The organism is Streptomyces altiplanensis, from assembly GCF_053591575.1.
The window spans coordinates 11,507-27,714 of record NZ_JBSFUB010000050.1 but is presented as its reverse complement, the minus strand read 5'-3'; the positions used below and the strand labels follow the sequence as shown (position 1 = coordinate 27,714).

Here is a 16,208-nt window from a genome sequence, read left to right as displayed (position 1 = left end):
CTTTTGCGGCATGGCACGCAAGGGAGAAGCACGTGCTCGAAGAGGTGGAGCGCTGGCTGGAACTGCGGTCCTGGACCACGGCCGACCGGTCGCTGGACCGGCTGGTCGCGGCCAAGACCGGACGTGGCCACACCGTCAGCGTCGTGCTGCCCGCCCTCGACGAGGAGTCGACGGTGGGTGACATCGTCGCGGCGATACGCCATGAGCTGATGGAGGCCGTGCCGCTCGTCGACGAGCTCGTCGTCGTCGACTCCGGCTCGAAGGACCGCACGGCGCAGGTGGCGACGGCGGCGGGGGCACGGGTCGTCCACCGTGACGCCGTGCTGCCGCGCATACCGGCCCTGCGCGGCAAGGGAGAGGTGCTATGGCGGTCACTCCTGGTGACCAGTGGTGACATCGTGTGCTTCATCGACTCGGACCTGAGGGACTTCTCCGCCTCGTTCGTCTCGGGCATCGTCGGGCCCCTGCTCACCGAGCCCGACGTGCACTTCGTGAAGGCGATGTACGACCGTCCTCTCGGCGAAGCCACAGGTCAGGGCGGTCGGGTGACCGAGCTGGTGGCCCGCCCGCTGCTCAATCTGCACTGGCCGCAGCTGGCCGGATTCGTCCAGCCGCTGGGCGGCGAGTACGCCGTGCGCCGCTCGCTCCTGGAGCGGCTGCCCTTCCCCGTCGGTTACGGAGTGGAGTTGGGCCTGCTCGTCGACTCGCTCCACACGGTGGGCCTGGACGCGCTGGCCCAGGTCGACGTGGGCGTACGCAAACACCGCCACCAGGACGGGCAGGCGCTCGGACGGATGGCCGCCACGATCTACCGGACGGCTCAGCAGCGGCTTTCGCGCGGCGCCCTGGTGCGGCCCGAGCTGACGCAGTTCGAACGGGGCGAGGACGGCGGGTTCGGGTTCGTGCCGCGGACCTACGCGGTGGACACGGAGGAGCGGCCGCCGATGTGCGAGATCGACGAGTACGCGTCACGCCGCGCGGCGTGACGCCGGTCGCTCCGGACCGTACGCACGTTTGAGGGCATCCAGGACTGGCTAGGTTCGGCACATGGTCTCCGAGCACGCTGCACAGGTACTCGTCGCTTCCAATCGCGGCCCGGTCTCGTACACCCTCCGCGAGGACGGTTCACTCGACGCCAGGCGCGGCGGGGGCGGTCTCGTCTCCGGTCTGTCGGCGATCGGGCGGGACGGGGACGGGGCCTCCTCGCTGTGGGTGTGCGCGGCGCTCGGGGACGGTGACCGGGAGGCGGTGCGGCGCGGGACCGGCGAGCCGGGCGTGCGGATGCTCGACATCGACGCCGGGGTGCACGCGGACGCGTACAACGGCATCGCGAACTCCGTGCTGTGGTTCGTCCACCACATGCTCTACCAGACCCCGCTGGAGCCGGCCTTCGACGCGGAGTTCCGGCGGCAGTGGGCGGCGTACGAGACGTACAACCGCGCCTTCGCCGACGCCCTGGCCGCCGAGGCGGCGCCGGGCGCCGTGGTGATGGTGCAGGACTACCACCTGTGCCTGGTGCCCGGCATGCTGCGCGAGCTGCGCCCGGACCTGCGGATCGGCCACTTCTCGCACACCCCGTGGGCGCCCGTCGACTACTTCCGCCTGCTGCCCGACGACATCGCGCGGCAGCTGCTGCGCGGTCTGCTGGGCGCGGACCGGGTGGCGTTCCTGACCCGGCGCTGGGCGGACACCTTCGCGGCGTGCGCGGTGGACGTGCTGGGCGCCGGCGCGCTGGAGGGCACCGCGGTCGGGGTGCACGGCCTGGGCGCGGACGCGGACTTCCTGCGGGCGCGCTCGCAACGGCAGGACGTGGAGGAGTGGCTGGTCAGGCTGCGGGAGCGGGTCGGGGCCGGGCGCAGGACCGTCGTCCGGGTGGACCGTACGGAACTCTCCAAGAACATCGTGCGCGGACTGCTCGCCTACCGGCGGCTGCTCACGGACCGGCCCGAGTGGCGCGGGCGGGTGGTGCACATCGCGTTCGCGTATCCGTCGCGCCAGGACCTGGCGGTGTACCGCGACTACATGGCGTCCGTACGGCGCCTCGCCGAGGAGATCAACGCCGAGTACGGGACGGACGACTGGCAGCCGGTGCTGCTGGAGCTGGACGACGACTTCGCGCGGTCCCTGGCGGCGTACCGGATGGCCGACGTGGCGCTGGTCAACCCGGTCAGGGACGGCATGAACCTCGTGGCCAAGGAGGTGCCCGTCGTCTCCGACGAGGGATGCGCGCTGGTGCTCTCGCGGGAGGCGGGGGCGTACGAGGAGCTGGGCGAGGACGCGATCACCGTCAACCCGTACGACGTCATGGCGACGGCGGACGCGCTGCACGAGGCGCTGGTGATGGACCCGCAGGAGCGGGCCGAGCGGACGAAGCGGCTGGCCGCGGCGGCGACGGCGCTGCCGCCGACGGCCTGGTTCCTGGACCAGCTCGCGGCGCTGGCCTCGGAGTAGCCGGGGCGGGCCGGGCCGGGAAGCCGCCGCGGCGCAAAAAGCGCGGCCGCGCGCGGCAACCGGGTCCGGCCCGGAATCAGGCCCCTCCGGTGATCGAGGCCAGAGCGGTGAGCAGCCGGACCACTCCCGACGGGCCCTCGACCACCAGGTCCGCCCGGTCCGCGAGGGCGGGGACTTCGCTGCCGCTGCACACCAGCAGGCCCGGGACGCCCTCCGTGCGCAGCTTCTCCACGGCCGCGTACGCGGCCACGTCGCCCAGGTCGTCCCCGGCGTACAGGACGCGGCTCGCACCGGTCTCACGCACGTGCTCGGTCAGCGCCACGCCCTTGTCGACGCCGGGCGGGCGCAGCTCCAGTACCAGACGGCCGGGTTCGACGATCAGGCCGTGGCGGGCGGCGAGCTCGGCCAGGGGGACGCGCAGGGACTCGAACGCCGTCACCGGGTCGGCGGCGCGGCGCGTGTGCACGGCGACGGCCCGGCCCTTCTCCTCGACCCATGAGCCGCGCCAGGCTTCGACGCCGTCGAGGAAGCCGGGGAGTTCGGCGCGGACGGCCTCCACGCCGGGGTGGGCGGCGGGGGCGCGGACGGTACCGGTGACAGCGTCCCAGCGTTCGGCGCCGTAATGGCCGAGCACGACGAGGTGTTCGAGGCCGGGGACGCCCGCGAAGCCGCCGTTGCGGACCGCGACGGCGGCCGGGCGGCCGGTGATCACGGCGAGGGCGCCGGTGTGGGGCGCGAGGGCGGCGAGCGCCTCCACCGCGCCGGGGTGGGCGCGGGCCTGCTCGGGGTCGGGGACGATGTCGGCGAGCGTGCCGTCGAAGTCGAGGGCGATCAGCGCCCGGTCCGGTGCGTCCAGCAGCGCGGCGAGGCCGTCGCGGCCGACGGGGGTCGCCGGCGTGAGGTCGGTCGGCAGGGGATGCGGTTGCGGTTGCGGTTGGCTGCCCATGCCCCCCGACCCTACCGGCGCACGTCCGGCCGGGCACCGGCCCGGTACCGGCTCGGCGATGGCCCGGTAGCGGCTCAGCGGCGTTCGCGGCGGGCGTCCCGCACCCGGCGGAGGCGGTTGACGGTGACGGGGTCGTGGGCGAGCGCGCGCGGGTCGTCGATCAGGGCGTTGAGGAGCTGGTAGTAGCGGGTCGGCGAGATGCCGAGCTGCTCGCGCATGGCCCGCTCCTTGGCCCCGGGCCCGGCCCAGGAGCGCCGCTCCACGGCGAGGAGGGCACGGTCCCGCTCGGAGAGCTCGGTACCGCGCGCGTCCTCTTCGTCGGAGTCGTAAGGCATATGAGCAGTCTAGAACGGGTCGAAAACACCCCGCTCTGCGTTGCTCTGTGCTGCTCTGGGTTTCTCTGGGTTCCTCTGTGCTGCTCCGCGCCGCCCGGCGTCGCTTCGCGTCACCCGGTTTACTCGGCTTACTCGGCGTTCTCCGTCGCCATCGCCTCACGGCCGATGGAGCCGAGGGTCCCGGCCGGATCGCCGTTGGGGCCGACCACGGAGCCGATCTGCTTCTTGACGCTCTCGCTGACCTTCGCCCACGACGTCTTGTCCACCGGGTAGAGCGTCGACTCCGGCAGCGCTTCGAGGAACGGCCACAGCTTCTTGTGCTCGGGGTCCTCGCTCATCGTCTCGGAGGCGGAGACGGTGACCGGCAGCAGGTCGTACTGGTCGGCGAACTCGAGGACGTTCTCGTCGCTGTACGCGAAGTCGAGGAAGTCGCCGATCTGCTTGCGGTGGCCGTTCTGCTTGAAGCCCATCATCCAGTCGGCGACGCCCATGCTGGAATCCGGCTTGCCGTTCGGTCCGGGCAGCGGCACCATGCCGACCTTGACGCCCTTCTTCTCGGCCTGCTGGAGAAGGGAGGGGTGGCCGTTGAGCATGCCGACCTCACCGTCCGCGAACGCGGTGAAGGCGGGCTTCCTGTTGAGCTTGGCGGGGGCGACGGGGCCGGTCAGCCCCTTCCCGACGAGGTCGTCCTTCAGCCAGTCGAAGGCCTTGACGTTCTGCTCGGAGTCGATCTGGTACGTCCCGACCGCGTCGGTGTAACCGCCACCGGCGCTGAGCATCCACATCATGGTCTCGGCCTGGGCCTCCTCGTTGCCGAGCGGCAGCGCGAACGGGTACTTCACCCCGCGCTGCTTGAGCGCGGCGGCCGCGCTCTCGATCTCGCCCCACGTCTTCGGGGGCTTCAGACCGGCCTGGGTGAAGAGCGTCTCGTTGTAGAAGAGCAGGCGGGTGCTGGCCACGAACGGCAGGCCGTACGGCACGCGGTTGACCTCGCCCGCGTCGGCGAGCGGGGCGAGGAAGTTGGCCTGTACGGGGATGGAGAGCAGGTCGTCGACGGAGTAGAGCTGGTCCTGGGCCGCGTAGTCGGCGTACGCACCGATCTGGGCGATGTCGGGGGCCTTGCCGGCCGCGACCATCTCGGCGACCTTCCGGTCGACGTCCTTCCAGTCGTAGACCGTGACGTCGATCCTGACGCCCTGGTTCTTGGCCTCGAAAGCGGTGGCGACGCCGTCCCAGTACCGCTTGGTGCTGTCGCCGCCTTCGGGGTCGTAGTCCGCCGCGACCAGCTTGAGGGTGACCTCACCCTCGGAGCCGCTGCTCCCGCACCCCGACAGAGCCACTGTCATGCCGAGTGCGGCGACTGTCGCGGTCAAACCCAAGAAGCGCCGGTGCACAGCCCTGTCCCACCCTGATTCATCAATTTGTTGTCCGACATGCGTGTGAGCTGCGATTTTCTCCTATTCCGCACCGGGAGGTCTACACCACCCGGATATCGCTTCTGCAACGCCTGCGCGCACGGCGGACGGCAGAACGAACGCAAGTGGACTAGACCTTTCCACGGTTGACGCGCGAGACTGGGTACGTGAAACACGTCATCGCCCTCGATGTGGGCGGCACCGGGATGAAGGCCGCACTGGTCGGCGCGGACGGCACGCTGTTGCACGAGGCCCGCCGGGCCACCGGCAGGGAGCGGGGGCCCGAGGCCGTCGTCGAGTCGATCACCGGCTTCGCCGCCGAGCTGCGCGCGTACGGCGAGGAGCGGTACGGCGAGAGCGCCTCGGCCGCCGGCGTGGCCGTGCCCGGCATCGTCGACGCCGAGAACGGGATCGCGGTGTACGCCGCCAACCTCGGCTGGCGCGACGTCCCCCTGCGCGCGCTCCTCGGCGAGAAGCTGCGCGGGGTGCCGGTCGCCCTCGGCCACGACGTCCGTACCGGCGGCCTCGCCGAAGGCCGTATCGGGGCGGGCCGGGACGCGGACCGCTTCCTGTTCGTACCGCTCGGCACCGGGATCGCCGGCGCCATCGGCATCAACGGCGTCATCGAGGCCGGAGCCCACGGCTGCGCCGGTGAGATCGGCCACATCGTCGTACGTCCCGGCGGCCCCCCGTGCGGCTGCGGCCAGCGCGGCTGCCTGGAGCGCCTGGCCTCCGCCTCCGCCGTGTCCGCCGCCTGGGCCGCCGCCTCCGGCGACGCGGACGCCGACGCCGCGGACTGCGCGAAGGCCGTCGAGTCGGGCGACCCGCGGGCCCGGGAGGTGTGGCTCGAAGCCGTCGGCGCGCTCGCCGACGGGCTGGTCACCGCGCTCACCCTCCTGGACCCCCGCACGCTGATCATCGGTGGCGGACTGGCCGAGGCCGGGGAAACCTTGTTCACACCACTGCGGGCGGCCGTCGCGGAACGCGTCACGTTCCAGAAGCTGCCCCTGATCGTTCCGGCGGCCCTCGGGGACACCGCCGGGTGCCTGGGCGCGGGGCTCCTCGCCTGGGACCTTCTCGCCACGGAAGCCCCAGCAATCACAGAAGCCACGGAGGTATCCGCCTGATGGCCGGACGCGCTGCAACCAAGGTTCTCTCCGGCGCCCGGGTGGTGCTGCCGACCGGGACCATCGAGAACGGCCGGGTCATCGTCGAGGGCGGCCGCATCGCCGGCTCCGCCCCGGCGGACGCCCCCTCCCTGGACCTCTCCGGCCACTGGATCGTGCCCGGCTTCGTCGACATGCACGTGCACGGCGGCGGCGGCGCGTCCTTCACCTCCGGCACCGCCGACGAGGTGCTCAAGGGCGTACGGACGCACCGCGAGCACGGCACGACGACCATCGCCGCGTCACTGGTGACCGGCGAGATGGACGTACTCGCCCGGCAGGCCGCGCTGCTCTCCGAGCTGGTCGAGCAGGGCGACCTGGCCGGCCTCCACTTCGAGGGCCCGTTCATCTCGCCGTGCCGCAAGGGCGCGCACAGCGAGGACCTGCTGCGCGACCCCGACCCGGCGGAGGTCCGCAAGCTGATCGACGCCGCGCACGGCACGGCGAAGATGGTCACGCTGGCGACCGAGCTGCCCGGCGGCATCGACTCGGTGCGGCTGCTCGCCGAGCACGGCGTGATCGCCGCGATCGGCCACACGGACGCGACGTACGAGCAGACCGCCGAGGCCATCGACGCGGGCGCCACCGTCGCCACGCACCTCTACAACGCGATGCCCGCCCTCGGCCACCGCGCGCCCGGCCCGATCGCCGCGCTCCTGGAGGACGAGCGGGTCACGGTCGAGCTGATCAACGACGGCACGCACCTGCACCCGGCCGCACTGGAGCTGGCGTACCACCGGGCGGGCGCGGACCGGGTCGCGTTCATCACCGACGCGATGGACGCGGCGGGCTTCGGCGACGGCACGTACCTGCTCGGACCGCTGGAGGTCGAGGTCAGGGACGGCGTCGCGCGCCTCGCCGAAGGCGGCTCGATCGCCGGCTCCACGCTCACCCTCGACACCGCCTTCAAGCGCGCGGTGACCGTCGACTGGCTGCCGGTCGAGGACGTCGTACGGTCCGTCTCCGCCAACCCCGCCCGCCTGCTCGGCGTCGACGACAGGGTCGGCTCGCTGGAGCCGGGCAAGGACGCGGACCTGGTGGTGCTGGACGCGGACTTCACGCTCAGGGGCGTGATGCGCAAGGGCGCCTGGGTGATTGAGCCGTAAGTCCCAAGCCGTACCAACTGGGTTGATTTCTCCACCAGTTGATATCAAAGCGACATGGAGCGGTTGGCCCCGGACCCTGGGCCAACCGCTTTCTTTTTGGCATGATCACCCCGACGCCACGCACACGGTAAGCGTTTTCCACGGGGCACAGGGGGTGACGCGGATGATCCTGACGGTCACGCTGAACACCGCGCTCGACATCACCTACCGCGTCCCCGCCCTCGTTCCGCACGCCTCCCACCGCGTGAGCGACGTCGCCGAACGCCCCGGCGGCAAGGGGATCAACGTGGCGCGCGTACTGGCGGCCCTCGGCCACGACACGGTCGTGACGGGCTTCGCCGGCGGCTCCTCCGGCGCCGTGCTGCGCGACCTGCTCGCGCCCCTCGCCCCCGTCGACGCGCTCGTCCCCACCGCCGGCGCCACCCGCCGCACCGTCGCCGTCGTCGACGCCACCACCGGCGACACGACCCAGCTCAACGAGCCGGGCCCGGTGATCACCCCCGAGGAGTGGGCCGCCTTCCTCTCCTCGTACGGCGAACTCCTGCGCGGCGCCCGGGCGGTGGCCCTCTGCGGCAGCCTGCCCCCCGGCGTCCACGTCGGCGCGTACGCCGAGCTGATCCACCGCGCCCGCACCGCCGGCGTCCCCGTGCTCCTGGACACCAGCGGCGAACCGCTGCGCCGGGGCATCGCCGCACGCCCCGACCTCGTCAAGCCCAACGCCGACGAACTCGCCCAGCTCACCGGCGACCACGACCCCCTGCGCGCCACCCACGACGCCCGCCGCCGCGGCGCCCACGCCGTGGTCGCCTCGCTCGGCCCGGACGGCCTGCTCGCCGCCGCCCCCGGCGGCCTGTGGCAGGCGGCCCCGCCCGCCCGCGTGAGGGGCAACCCGACGGGCGCGGGCGACTCGGCGGTGGCCGGGCTGCTCTCGGGCCTGGTCGAGCAACTCCCCTGGCCACGGCGGCTCGCACGGGCGGTGGCGCTGTCGGCGGCGACCGTACTGGCCCCGGCGGCGGGCGAGTTCGACGCGGCGGCGTACGAAGACCTGCTGCCGAGGATCGACGTCACGACACACACCACGGCGGCGTAACCGCGCCCGCGCCGGACCGTACCGCGCCCACACACGAGCACCAGGGGACCGCATGCCACTCGTCAGCACCGGCGAACTCGTCACCGCCGCCCGGGAATCCGGCCACGGCGTCGCCGCCTTCAACGTCATCACGCTGGAGCACGCGGAGGCGATCGCGGCGGGCGCGGAGCGGGCGGGCGCACCGGCCGTCCTCCAGATCTCCGAGAACGCGGTGAAGTTCCACGGCGGCGACCTCACCGCCGTCGCGGCGGCGGCGACGGCCGTGGCCCGCGCGTCCTCGGTCCCCCTCTCCCTCCACCTCGACCACGTCGAGTCCGTCGAACTGCTGCGGGCCGCGCACCCGGCGGGCTTCAGTTCGGTGATGTTCGACGCCTCGAAGCTGACGTACGGCGACAACGTGAAGGCCACCGCCGAGGCGGTCCGCTGGGGCCACGCGCGCGGCATCTGGATCGAGGCGGAGCTGGGCAAGGTCGGCGGCAAGGAGGGCGAGGCCCCGCTCGACGCCCACGCGCCGGGCGTACGCACGGACCCCGGCGAGGCGGTGGACTACGTGGCCGGCACGGGCGTCGACGCCCTCGCCGTCGCCGTCGGCTCGTCCCACGCGATGACGGACCGCACAGCGGCCCTGGACCACGGCCTGATCACCGCCCTGCGCGACGCCGTGCCGGTGCCACTGGTCCTGCACGGTTCGTCGGGCGTACCGGACGAGGAGATCCGGCGGGCGGTGGCGGCCGGCATGGTCAAGATCAACGTGGGCACGGCGCTGAACACGGCCTTCACGGGCGCGGTACGCACCTACCTGGACGCGCACCGGACGACGGTCGACCCCAGGAAGTACCTCGTCCCGGCTCGCGAGGCGATGGCCGGGACGGTGGCACACTTCGTCGGACTGGTCACCCGGCGCTGAGCCGGGGTCCCGGTGCCGTTACGGCGCTGTCCTGATCTCGACCCAGTCGAGCAGGGCGTCGCACTGGTTGCCCTGCTCACAGGAGAGCTTGATGGTGTTCTGCCCCTGGGTCAGGTTCACCGGCGCCCACGTGGTCTGCCAGTTCTTCTCGAGGTTCGGGTCGGACGAGTGGATGAAGTTCTTCAGACCGACGGGCTGGGTGTTCGGCTTGCCGTTGACGGTCAGCGTGGCGTTGGCGTCCTTGGCAGGGATCGAGTACCGCATGTAGAAGCGGTACTCGCCGGGCTTGTCGATGTTCGCCTGCCAGGTGAGGGACGAGCCCACCGCGTTGAAACCGGCGATGTAGAGACCGCCCGGTCCCTCGGCTCCCTTGACCGTCTTGTCCGTGGTCGCCGTGCCGCCGAGCTTCAGCGTCGCCGCGTCCTGCTTGGGCAACTGGACCGCCGGCTTCTCGTCCTTCTTGGTCGGTTCCTTGCTCGGCTCGGCCGTCGCGCCGGCCGTCGGGCCGCCGCCCGTTCCGCCGGCCTGCGGGTCCTTGTCTTCCTTGTCGCCGCTGGTCATCAGGGCGATGCCGATGCCGAGGACGACGACCGCGACCACCGCCACCGCGCCGATCAGCAGGCCCCTGGTGTTGGGTCCGCCACTGCGGCCGCCACCGCCGCCCACCGGCGGCACCGGGCGGGTGGGGGGACCGCCGGGCTGCGTCTCGGGGGCCGCGTAGTGCGCGTTGGGCTGGTTGTAGTGCTGCTGGCCGTAAGCCTGCCGCGGAGGCGCCTGCTGGCCGTAAGTCTGCTGGCCGTAAGCCTGCTGTCCGTACTGCCGCTCACCGACCGTCCGCACCTGGTTGTACGAGGTCCTGGGCACCCCGGGCTGCGCGGCCGGACCCGGGTAGCCGTAGCCGCCCGAGCGGGGCGGGACAGCACCCGCCGCCTGTCCGTCCTCGTAGAGGTAGCCGAACGGATCGTCGTCCTCAGGCGTGCTCGTGCCGTTGTTCGCGGCCGTCATCCCTGGTCACTCCTCACCATGTTCGCCAGCCGTCGCCGACCCGGCGAGCCTACCTTGAACCGGCAAGCCGAAGGTTTGGCATGGGTCACAGTGCGGTAGTAGGGCGTCCCTCAGCCCGCTCGCCTGTGAACCTTGGCGCGAGAGCGTTTCTCCACGTACATCCGCTGGTCAGCCGACTGCAGCACTTCCTCGGCCGTCATCCCGCAGCTCGCCCAGCCGATGCCGAAGCTCGCACCGACGCGGACCGCCCTGCCGTCGACGCGGATGGGCGGAATGATGGCGTTTCGCAAGCGTACGGCGAGGTCGGCGGCGTCCGCGTTGCCGAGACCGTCGGCGAGAACGACGAATTCGTCACCCCCGAGGCGGGCGACCGTGTCGCCGTCGCGCACGCACGTCGTCAGACGGCGGGCGACCTCGATCAGGACGGCGTCACCGGTGTGGTGCCCGAACCGGTCGTTGATCGACTTGAAGCCGTCGAGGTCGCAGAAGAGGACGGCGAGGCCCTTCGTGCCGTCGTCGGCGCCGCCGACGGCCGAGGTGGGCGCGACCGTGTGGACGTGGTGGTCGTAGGAGCCCGCGTCCGTGTGGGGGTTGTAGTCGAAGTCGTGCTCGGGCACGGCCGTCCCCGGGGCGGCCGGTTCGCCGTACGCCGCGTCCAGGGCCTCCACGGCCGTGGCGCGCGCGGAGGAGTGCGCGTGCGGGCGGCGGCACAGCCGGGAGGCGAGGCGGGTGCGCAGCTCGGCGCTGTTGGGCAGGCCGGTGAGCTGGTCGTGCGAGGCACGGTGGGCCAGGTGCAGCTCGTGGCGCTTGCGCTCCTCGATGTCCTCGACGTGGGTGAGGAGGAAGCGCGGGCCGTCGGTGGTGTCGGCGACGACGGAGTTGCGCAGCGACACCCAGACGTACGTGCCGTCGCGCCGGGCCAGCCGCAGCTCGGCCCGGCCGCCCTCGGCGGAGGTGCGCAGCAGGGTGCCGATGTCCTCGGGATGGACGAGGTCGGCGAAGGAGTAGCGGCGCATCGCGGAGGCGGGACGGCCCAGGAGACGGCACAGGGCGTCGTTGGTGCGCAGCAGGCGGCCGTGCTGGTCGCCGCCCATCTCGGCGATGGCCATGCCGCTCGGGGCGTACTCGAAGGCCTGGCGGAAGGATTCCTCACTGGCGCGCAGGGCCTGCTGCTCGCGTTCCAGGCGGACGAGGGCGCGCTGCATGTTCGCGCGGAGCCGGGCGTTGCTGATCGCGATGGCCGCCTGGGAGGCGTACATCTGGAGCGCCTCCTGGCCCCACGCGCCGGGGTGCCTGCCGTTGCGCGGGCGGTCGACGGAGATGACGCCCAGGAGCTCCTGACCGCCGCCCGACGCGTACATGGGGGCGTACAGGCGGTCCTGCGGGTGCCACTCGCCGGCGAAGCGGGGCTCGGGGCCGTCGGTGTGCCACTGGGGGACGTCGTCCTCCATGAGGACCCAGCCCTCGGTGTGCGGAATGAAGTGCAGGTCACCCCATGCCTCGCCCATGGAGAGGCGGCGCTCCCAGGCGGCGCGCGAGCCGACGCGGCCGGTGATCAGGGCTTCGGCCGCCGCGTTGCCGGCGAAGGCGGCGATGACCAGGTCGCCGTCGGGCTGGACGAGGTTGACGCAGGCCAGCTCGTATCCGAGGCCCGTGACGACTCCGTCGGCCACGGCCTGCAAGGTGTCAGCCAGGCTGGTGGCCCGGTTGAGATCGGCGACCACTTGGTGCAGCTGCCGCATCGTCGCCAGGCGGACGTACGGCTCGGACTCGGCCTCCATTGTTCGCTCTCCCCGAGACCTCGACAGCAACTCCAGGATTCCCATAGCCGCACGTGTTGCACTATCACGGCCACTGAATCACAGCGAGCTGCTCACCCGGTACACAGGGTCAGCAAATTGTGCTCTCTGTGACTCAAGTCACGTCAGATGATGAACGGCGCAGGAGGTGCGCGAGGGCCCGCGACCCCTGGGAGGCCGCCCCGCGCGGGCCCGGCCCGGTCCTAGGACCGGGGCAGGGTTCCTTCCTGGTCCCCATGCCCGATGGTGCGGGTACGAGCCCCGGGCATACCGTTCCCTGTGTGTTCCAGACGACCTCCCCCCAGCCCCCCGCCCCGACCCCCCATCCTGAAGGGGTGAGCAACGACGAGTTCCGCGCCGCGATGTCCCGCTTCACCGCGGGCGTCACCCTGGTGACCGCCCACGACCCGGACAGCGGTGCCCGCGGCGAGGACGCCGGGATGACCGCGACGGCCTTCATGTCGGTGTCGCTGGACCCGCCGCTGGTGCTGGTGAGCGTACGGAACGGCTCCCGCATGGACGACCTGCTGGCCGAGCAGCCGCTGTGGGCGGTCTCACTGCTCTCGGAGAACCAGCGGCACATCGCGGGACGGTTCGCGATGAAGGGGCGTCTCAGCGACCGCCTGCTGTTCGAGGACATCGCCCATACGCGCGGCGCCGCGTCCGGGGCCCCGCTGATCGACGGCGCGCTGGCGGCGGTGGAGTGCAGGACCGAGCAGCGGGTGGAGGCGGGGGACCACACGCTGGTGATCGGCCGGGTGCTCGCGGTGGACCTGCCGAACGCGGACGGCGCCCCGCTCACGTACTTCAGGGGCCGCTACCGGCACCTGGCCTGACCGGCCGGTCCTGACCACCACCCCGGGTCCGGCTCCGGGCCGGCCCTGGCCCCGGATGGCCGACCCGAGCCGGTCCTGACCCCGGATGGCCGAACCCGGGCCGGTCCTGGCCCCGGATGGCCGACCTCGGGCCGGCCCTAGTCCCAGCCGCCGGCGCGGCCGCGCTTCGTCTCGCTGCGCGCCTTCTTGTTGCGCAGCCGGCGCTCGTTGATGCCCCGGGGGATCTTCTTCGCCCTGCGCGGCTTGGGCGGCGGGGCCGTCGCCTCGGCGAGCAGGGCGGCCATGCGGACCAGCGCGGTCTCGCGGTTGCGCCACTGGGAACGGTGCTCGGACGACCGTACGGAGACGACGCCGCCCACCAGCCGGGGAGCGAGCCGCTCCAGCGCGCGCTCCTTCCAGACCGGAGGCAGCGCTTCGGTCTTCGCCAGGTCGAAGCGGAGTTCCACCTGGGAGTCGGTGGTGTTGACGTGCTGTCCGCCGGGCCCGGAGGACCTGGAGAAACGCCACATGAGCTCTGCCTCCGGCAGGGAGACAGCACCGCGAATGACATGAGGCCCGGACATGCGTCCAATGATCCCGTGTCCAGGGGCATCGCGTCACCCGCTTTTCCCCTTCCCCTTGCCCCTTCCCCCCTTCGTCTCCCCCCTTTCCCCCGCAGACCTGGAACCTTGCGGCCACCTGCCCGCGTTATGACGGGTGACGGTAGCTTCGGACCCCACGGGTCCGTCCGGCCCGCACGACTTCAAGGAAGAGGACATCCCGATGGCTGTAAGTCTGTCCAAGGGCGGCAACGTCTCGCTCACCAAGGAGGCCCCCGGCCTGACCGCCGTCACGGTCGGCCTCGGCTGGGACGTCCGTACGACCACCGGTACCGACTTCGACCTCGACGCGTCCGCGATCGCGGTCAACCCGACCGGCAAGGTCTACTCCGACAGTCACTTCGTCTTCTTCAACAACAAGTCGACGCCGGACCAGACCATCGTCCACACCGGTGACAACCGCAGTGGCGAGGGCGCGGGCGACGACGAGGCGATCAACGTCAACCTGGCGGGCCTGCCGGCCGACGTCGACAAGATCGTCTTCCCGGTCTCGATCTACGACGCCGTGACCCGCAGCCAGAACTTCGGCCAGGTGCGCAACGCGTACATCCGCATCGTCAACCAGGCCGGCGGCGCCGAGATCGCCCGCTACGACCTGAGCGAGGACGCCGCCACCGAGACCGCGATGGTCTTCGGCGAGCTCTACCGCAACGGCGCGGAGTGGAAGTTCCGCGCGGTCGGCCAGGGCTACGCGTCCGGCCTCACGGGCATCGCCACGGACTTCGGCGTCAACGTCTGACGCCTGGCGCGCACAAGCCTGTCGAGCAGGGTCCCGGCCACGGCCGGGGCCCTGTCGCGTTGTCGCGCGGTCGTGCTGTCACGCGGTCGTGCTGTCAGGCGGTCGGGAGGCGGGTCCAGTTCATGCCCCGTCCCCCGGGCCGGTGGGAGCAGCGGGCTTCTCCCGGCCGTGGAGCCAGGTGTCCCAGAGGTCCTTCAGGTCCTTGCCTGACTTCTTCTCGACGTACGCCGTGAAGTCGTCCGTGGACGCGTTGCCGTGACGGTGGGCGGCGGTCCAGCCCCGCACGATGTCGAAGAAGGCGTCGTCGCCCACCGCTTCGCGGACCTTGTGGACCACCATCGCGCCGCGCCCGTAGACGGGCGCCCGTGAGATCTCGGCCGCGGTGGGCGGATCGGCCGGCGGGAAGGCCCAGTTGACCGGGTCGGCGAAGGCGACGGCGAAGCTGTCGTCCGCGGGGATGCCCTCGAAGTCCTCGTCCCACAGCCACTCCGCGTACGTCGCGAAGCCCTCGTTGAGCCACATGTCCTGCCAGGTCTCGGGCGTCACGGAGTTGCCGAACCACTGGTGGGCCAGCTCGTGGACGAGCAGCCCCTGGTCGGGCGCGCCGGGGAAGACGGGCTTGGTCTGGGTCTCCAGGGCGTATCCCGCGTCGTTGCCGCGCTCGACGATCGCGCCCGTGGAGGAGAAGGGGTACGGGCCGAAACGCTCGGCGGCCCACTCCATGACGTCGGGGACCGTGGCCAGGACCTCGGTGCTGCTCTCGGCGACGACCGGGTCGACGGCGGTGTGGACGGGCAGGCCGGAGGGGGTGCGCGAAGTCTTCGTCTCGTACGCGCCGATGGCGACGGTGGCGAGGTAACTGGCCATCGGCTCGCCGTTGTGCCAGGCGAAGGTGGTGCGGCCGCCGCGGGTGCGCTCGCTCTTCAACTCGCCGTTGGAGATGGCCTTCAGGCCCTGGGGGACGGTGACCGTGATGTCGTACGACGCCTTGTCGCTGGGGTGGTTGTTGCCGGGGAACCACGCCATCGACCCGGACGGCTGGCCGAGCGCGAGCGCGCCGTCCACGGTCGTCAGCCAGCCCTCCTGCGAGGTGTCGGCGTCGGTGATCGTGGCGGGGGTGCCGGAGTAGCGGACGACCGTGGTGAAGGTCTGGCCCTTGGCGAGCCCGGCGGCGGGGCGCAGCGTCAGCTCGTCGCCCGCGCGGCTGACGGTGGCCTCGGTCCCCCCGACGGTGGCGGAACGGACCTCCAGGCCGCGAAGGTCGAGGTTGAAGGCGCTGAGGTCCTGGGTGGCGCGGGCGGTGATCTCGGCAGTGCCCGTGAGGCGGCCCGCGGGCCCTCCGTGGTCCGCACGGCCCGCACGGCCGGCGTGGTCCGCGCTGCCCGCGTGGACCGCATGGCCGGAGCGGACCGCACTGCCGGCGCGCTCCGTACCGCCGGCGCGGTCCGCGCTGCCCGCGCCTTCCGCACGGCCCGCGCCTTCCGTGCGGTCGTCGCCGCCGGGCCCGGGTTCGTAGTCGAGGGTCAGGGTGTAGTGCTCGACGTCGTAGCCGCCGTTGCCGAGCCCGGGGAAGTAGGGGTCGCGTACGCCCGGCGCACCCGGCTCACCGCGGACGCCGTCACCGAGCCCGCCGGCCCCGGCACCGGCGCCGGTGCACGAGGTGAGCGCGAGCAGGGTGGCGACGGCGACGGCGTGGGCCGCGCGTCGTACACGAGACCATTGATCCACAGAGAGGATCATATGCGCGGAATGCGCCGTTCACCTGGGCAGGCGAACGCCGGGCGGGCACGGCGCGGGGCGGGCACGGACCGATG

Annotated in this window: 15 protein-coding genes; 8 read left to right on the top strand and 7 right to left on the bottom strand. The window is 72.2% G+C overall.

Features of this window, described 5'->3' with window-relative positions:
* Window positions 1–32 precede the first annotated feature (32 nt).
* Both ACWD0Y_RS21595 and ACWD0Y_RS21590 read left to right on the top strand, forming a co-directional pair.
* Window positions 33–986, top strand: a complete 954-nt coding sequence (locus tag ACWD0Y_RS21595; protein ID WP_450261952.1) for a glucosyl-3-phosphoglycerate synthase — start codon at window positions 33–35, stop codon at window positions 984–986.
* 61 nt (window positions 987–1,047) lie between these two features.
* Entirely contained in the window at window positions 1,048–2,451 is a 1,404-nt protein-coding gene (locus tag ACWD0Y_RS21590; protein ID WP_450261951.1) for an alpha,alpha-trehalose-phosphate synthase (UDP-forming), read from the top strand.
* Between the two features lie 76 nt (window positions 2,452–2,527).
* Here ACWD0Y_RS21590 and otsB read toward each other — a convergent pair whose 3' ends face one another.
* From otsB to ACWD0Y_RS21575, 3 genes are all read right to left on the bottom strand, one after another.
* Window positions 2,528–3,397 carry a trehalose-phosphatase gene (gene otsB / locus ACWD0Y_RS21585; protein WP_450261950.1) on the bottom strand — a complete coding sequence of 290 codons (870 nt, stop codon included), beginning with the start codon at window positions 3,395–3,397 and terminating at the stop codon, window positions 2,528–2,530.
* A gap of 74 nt (window positions 3,398–3,471) precedes the next feature.
* Window positions 3,472–3,732, bottom strand: coding sequence for a DUF3263 domain-containing protein (locus ACWD0Y_RS21580; RefSeq protein WP_450261949.1), 261 nt, complete (start codon window positions 3,730–3,732; stop codon window positions 3,472–3,474).
* Between the two features lie 128 nt (window positions 3,733–3,860).
* Window positions 3,861–5,078, bottom strand: a complete 1,218-nt coding sequence (locus ACWD0Y_RS21575) for an ABC transporter substrate-binding protein (RefSeq protein WP_450261948.1) — start codon at window positions 5,076–5,078, stop codon at window positions 3,861–3,863.
* A gap of 236 nt (window positions 5,079–5,314) precedes the next feature.
* Between ACWD0Y_RS21575 and ACWD0Y_RS21570 the strand changes: the two genes are divergently transcribed.
* The 4 genes from ACWD0Y_RS21570 to ACWD0Y_RS21555 all read left to right on the top strand — a co-directional run bounded on the left by ACWD0Y_RS21570 (window position 5,315) and on the right by ACWD0Y_RS21555 (window position 9,416).
* A complete protein-coding gene (locus ACWD0Y_RS21570; protein ID WP_450261947.1) occupies window positions 5,315–6,274 on the top strand; it encodes an ROK family protein in 960 nt (319 codons plus the stop codon).
* On the top strand, window positions 6,274–7,419 hold the full coding sequence (nagA, locus tag ACWD0Y_RS21565; RefSeq protein WP_450261946.1) for an N-acetylglucosamine-6-phosphate deacetylase: 1,146 nt from the start codon (window positions 6,274–6,276) through the stop codon (window positions 7,417–7,419). The genes ACWD0Y_RS21570 and nagA overlap by 1 nt, the downstream gene beginning before the upstream one ends.
* Window positions 7,420–7,582: 163 nt before the next feature.
* Entirely contained in the window at window positions 7,583–8,509 is a 927-nt protein-coding gene (locus ACWD0Y_RS21560; protein ID WP_450261945.1) for a 1-phosphofructokinase family hexose kinase, read from the top strand.
* Between the two features lie 52 nt (window positions 8,510–8,561).
* The gene (locus ACWD0Y_RS21555) at window positions 8,562–9,416 is read left to right on the top strand and encodes a class II fructose-bisphosphate aldolase (protein ID WP_450261944.1); all 855 of its coding nucleotides are present in this window, start codon (window positions 8,562–8,564) and stop codon (window positions 9,414–9,416) included.
* Window positions 9,417–9,434: 18 nt separating this feature from the next.
* Here ACWD0Y_RS21555 and ACWD0Y_RS21550 read toward each other — a convergent pair whose 3' ends face one another.
* Both ACWD0Y_RS21550 and cdgB read right to left on the bottom strand, forming a co-directional pair.
* The gene (locus tag ACWD0Y_RS21550) at window positions 9,435–10,421 is read right to left on the bottom strand and encodes a CBM35 domain-containing protein (RefSeq protein ID WP_450261943.1); all 987 of its coding nucleotides are present in this window, start codon (window positions 10,419–10,421) and stop codon (window positions 9,435–9,437) included.
* 110 nt (window positions 10,422–10,531) lie between these two features.
* Complete coding sequence (gene cdgB / locus ACWD0Y_RS21545) at window positions 10,532–12,202, bottom strand: diguanylate cyclase CdgB (RefSeq protein WP_450261942.1); 1,671 nt, start codon at window positions 12,200–12,202, stop codon at window positions 10,532–10,534.
* Between the two features lie 254 nt (window positions 12,203–12,456).
* Here cdgB and ACWD0Y_RS21540 point away from each other — a divergent pair, with 254 nt between their 5' ends.
* The gene (locus ACWD0Y_RS21540) at window positions 12,457–13,056 is read left to right on the top strand and encodes a flavin reductase family protein (RefSeq protein WP_450261941.1); all 600 of its coding nucleotides are present in this window, start codon (window positions 12,457–12,459) and stop codon (window positions 13,054–13,056) included.
* A 137-nt stretch (window positions 13,057–13,193) separates the two neighbouring features.
* Here ACWD0Y_RS21540 and arfB read toward each other — a convergent pair whose 3' ends face one another.
* The gene (gene arfB / locus ACWD0Y_RS21535; RefSeq protein WP_450261972.1) at window positions 13,194–13,628 is read right to left on the bottom strand and encodes an alternative ribosome rescue aminoacyl-tRNA hydrolase ArfB; all 435 of its coding nucleotides are present in this window, start codon (window positions 13,626–13,628) and stop codon (window positions 13,194–13,196) included.
* Window positions 13,629–13,818: 190 nt separating this feature from the next.
* On the opposite strand from arfB, the gene ACWD0Y_RS21530 reads away from it, so the two are divergent.
* Complete coding sequence (locus ACWD0Y_RS21530; protein ID WP_093803468.1) at window positions 13,819–14,394, top strand: TerD family protein; 576 nt, start codon at window positions 13,819–13,821, stop codon at window positions 14,392–14,394.
* A 120-nt stretch (window positions 14,395–14,514) separates the two neighbouring features.
* Here ACWD0Y_RS21530 and ACWD0Y_RS21525 read toward each other — a convergent pair whose 3' ends face one another.
* On the bottom strand, window positions 14,515–16,068 hold the full coding sequence (locus tag ACWD0Y_RS21525) for a M1 family metallopeptidase (RefSeq protein ID WP_450261971.1): 1,554 nt from the start codon (window positions 16,066–16,068) through the stop codon (window positions 14,515–14,517).
* Between the last annotated feature and the right edge of the window lie 140 nt (window positions 16,069–16,208).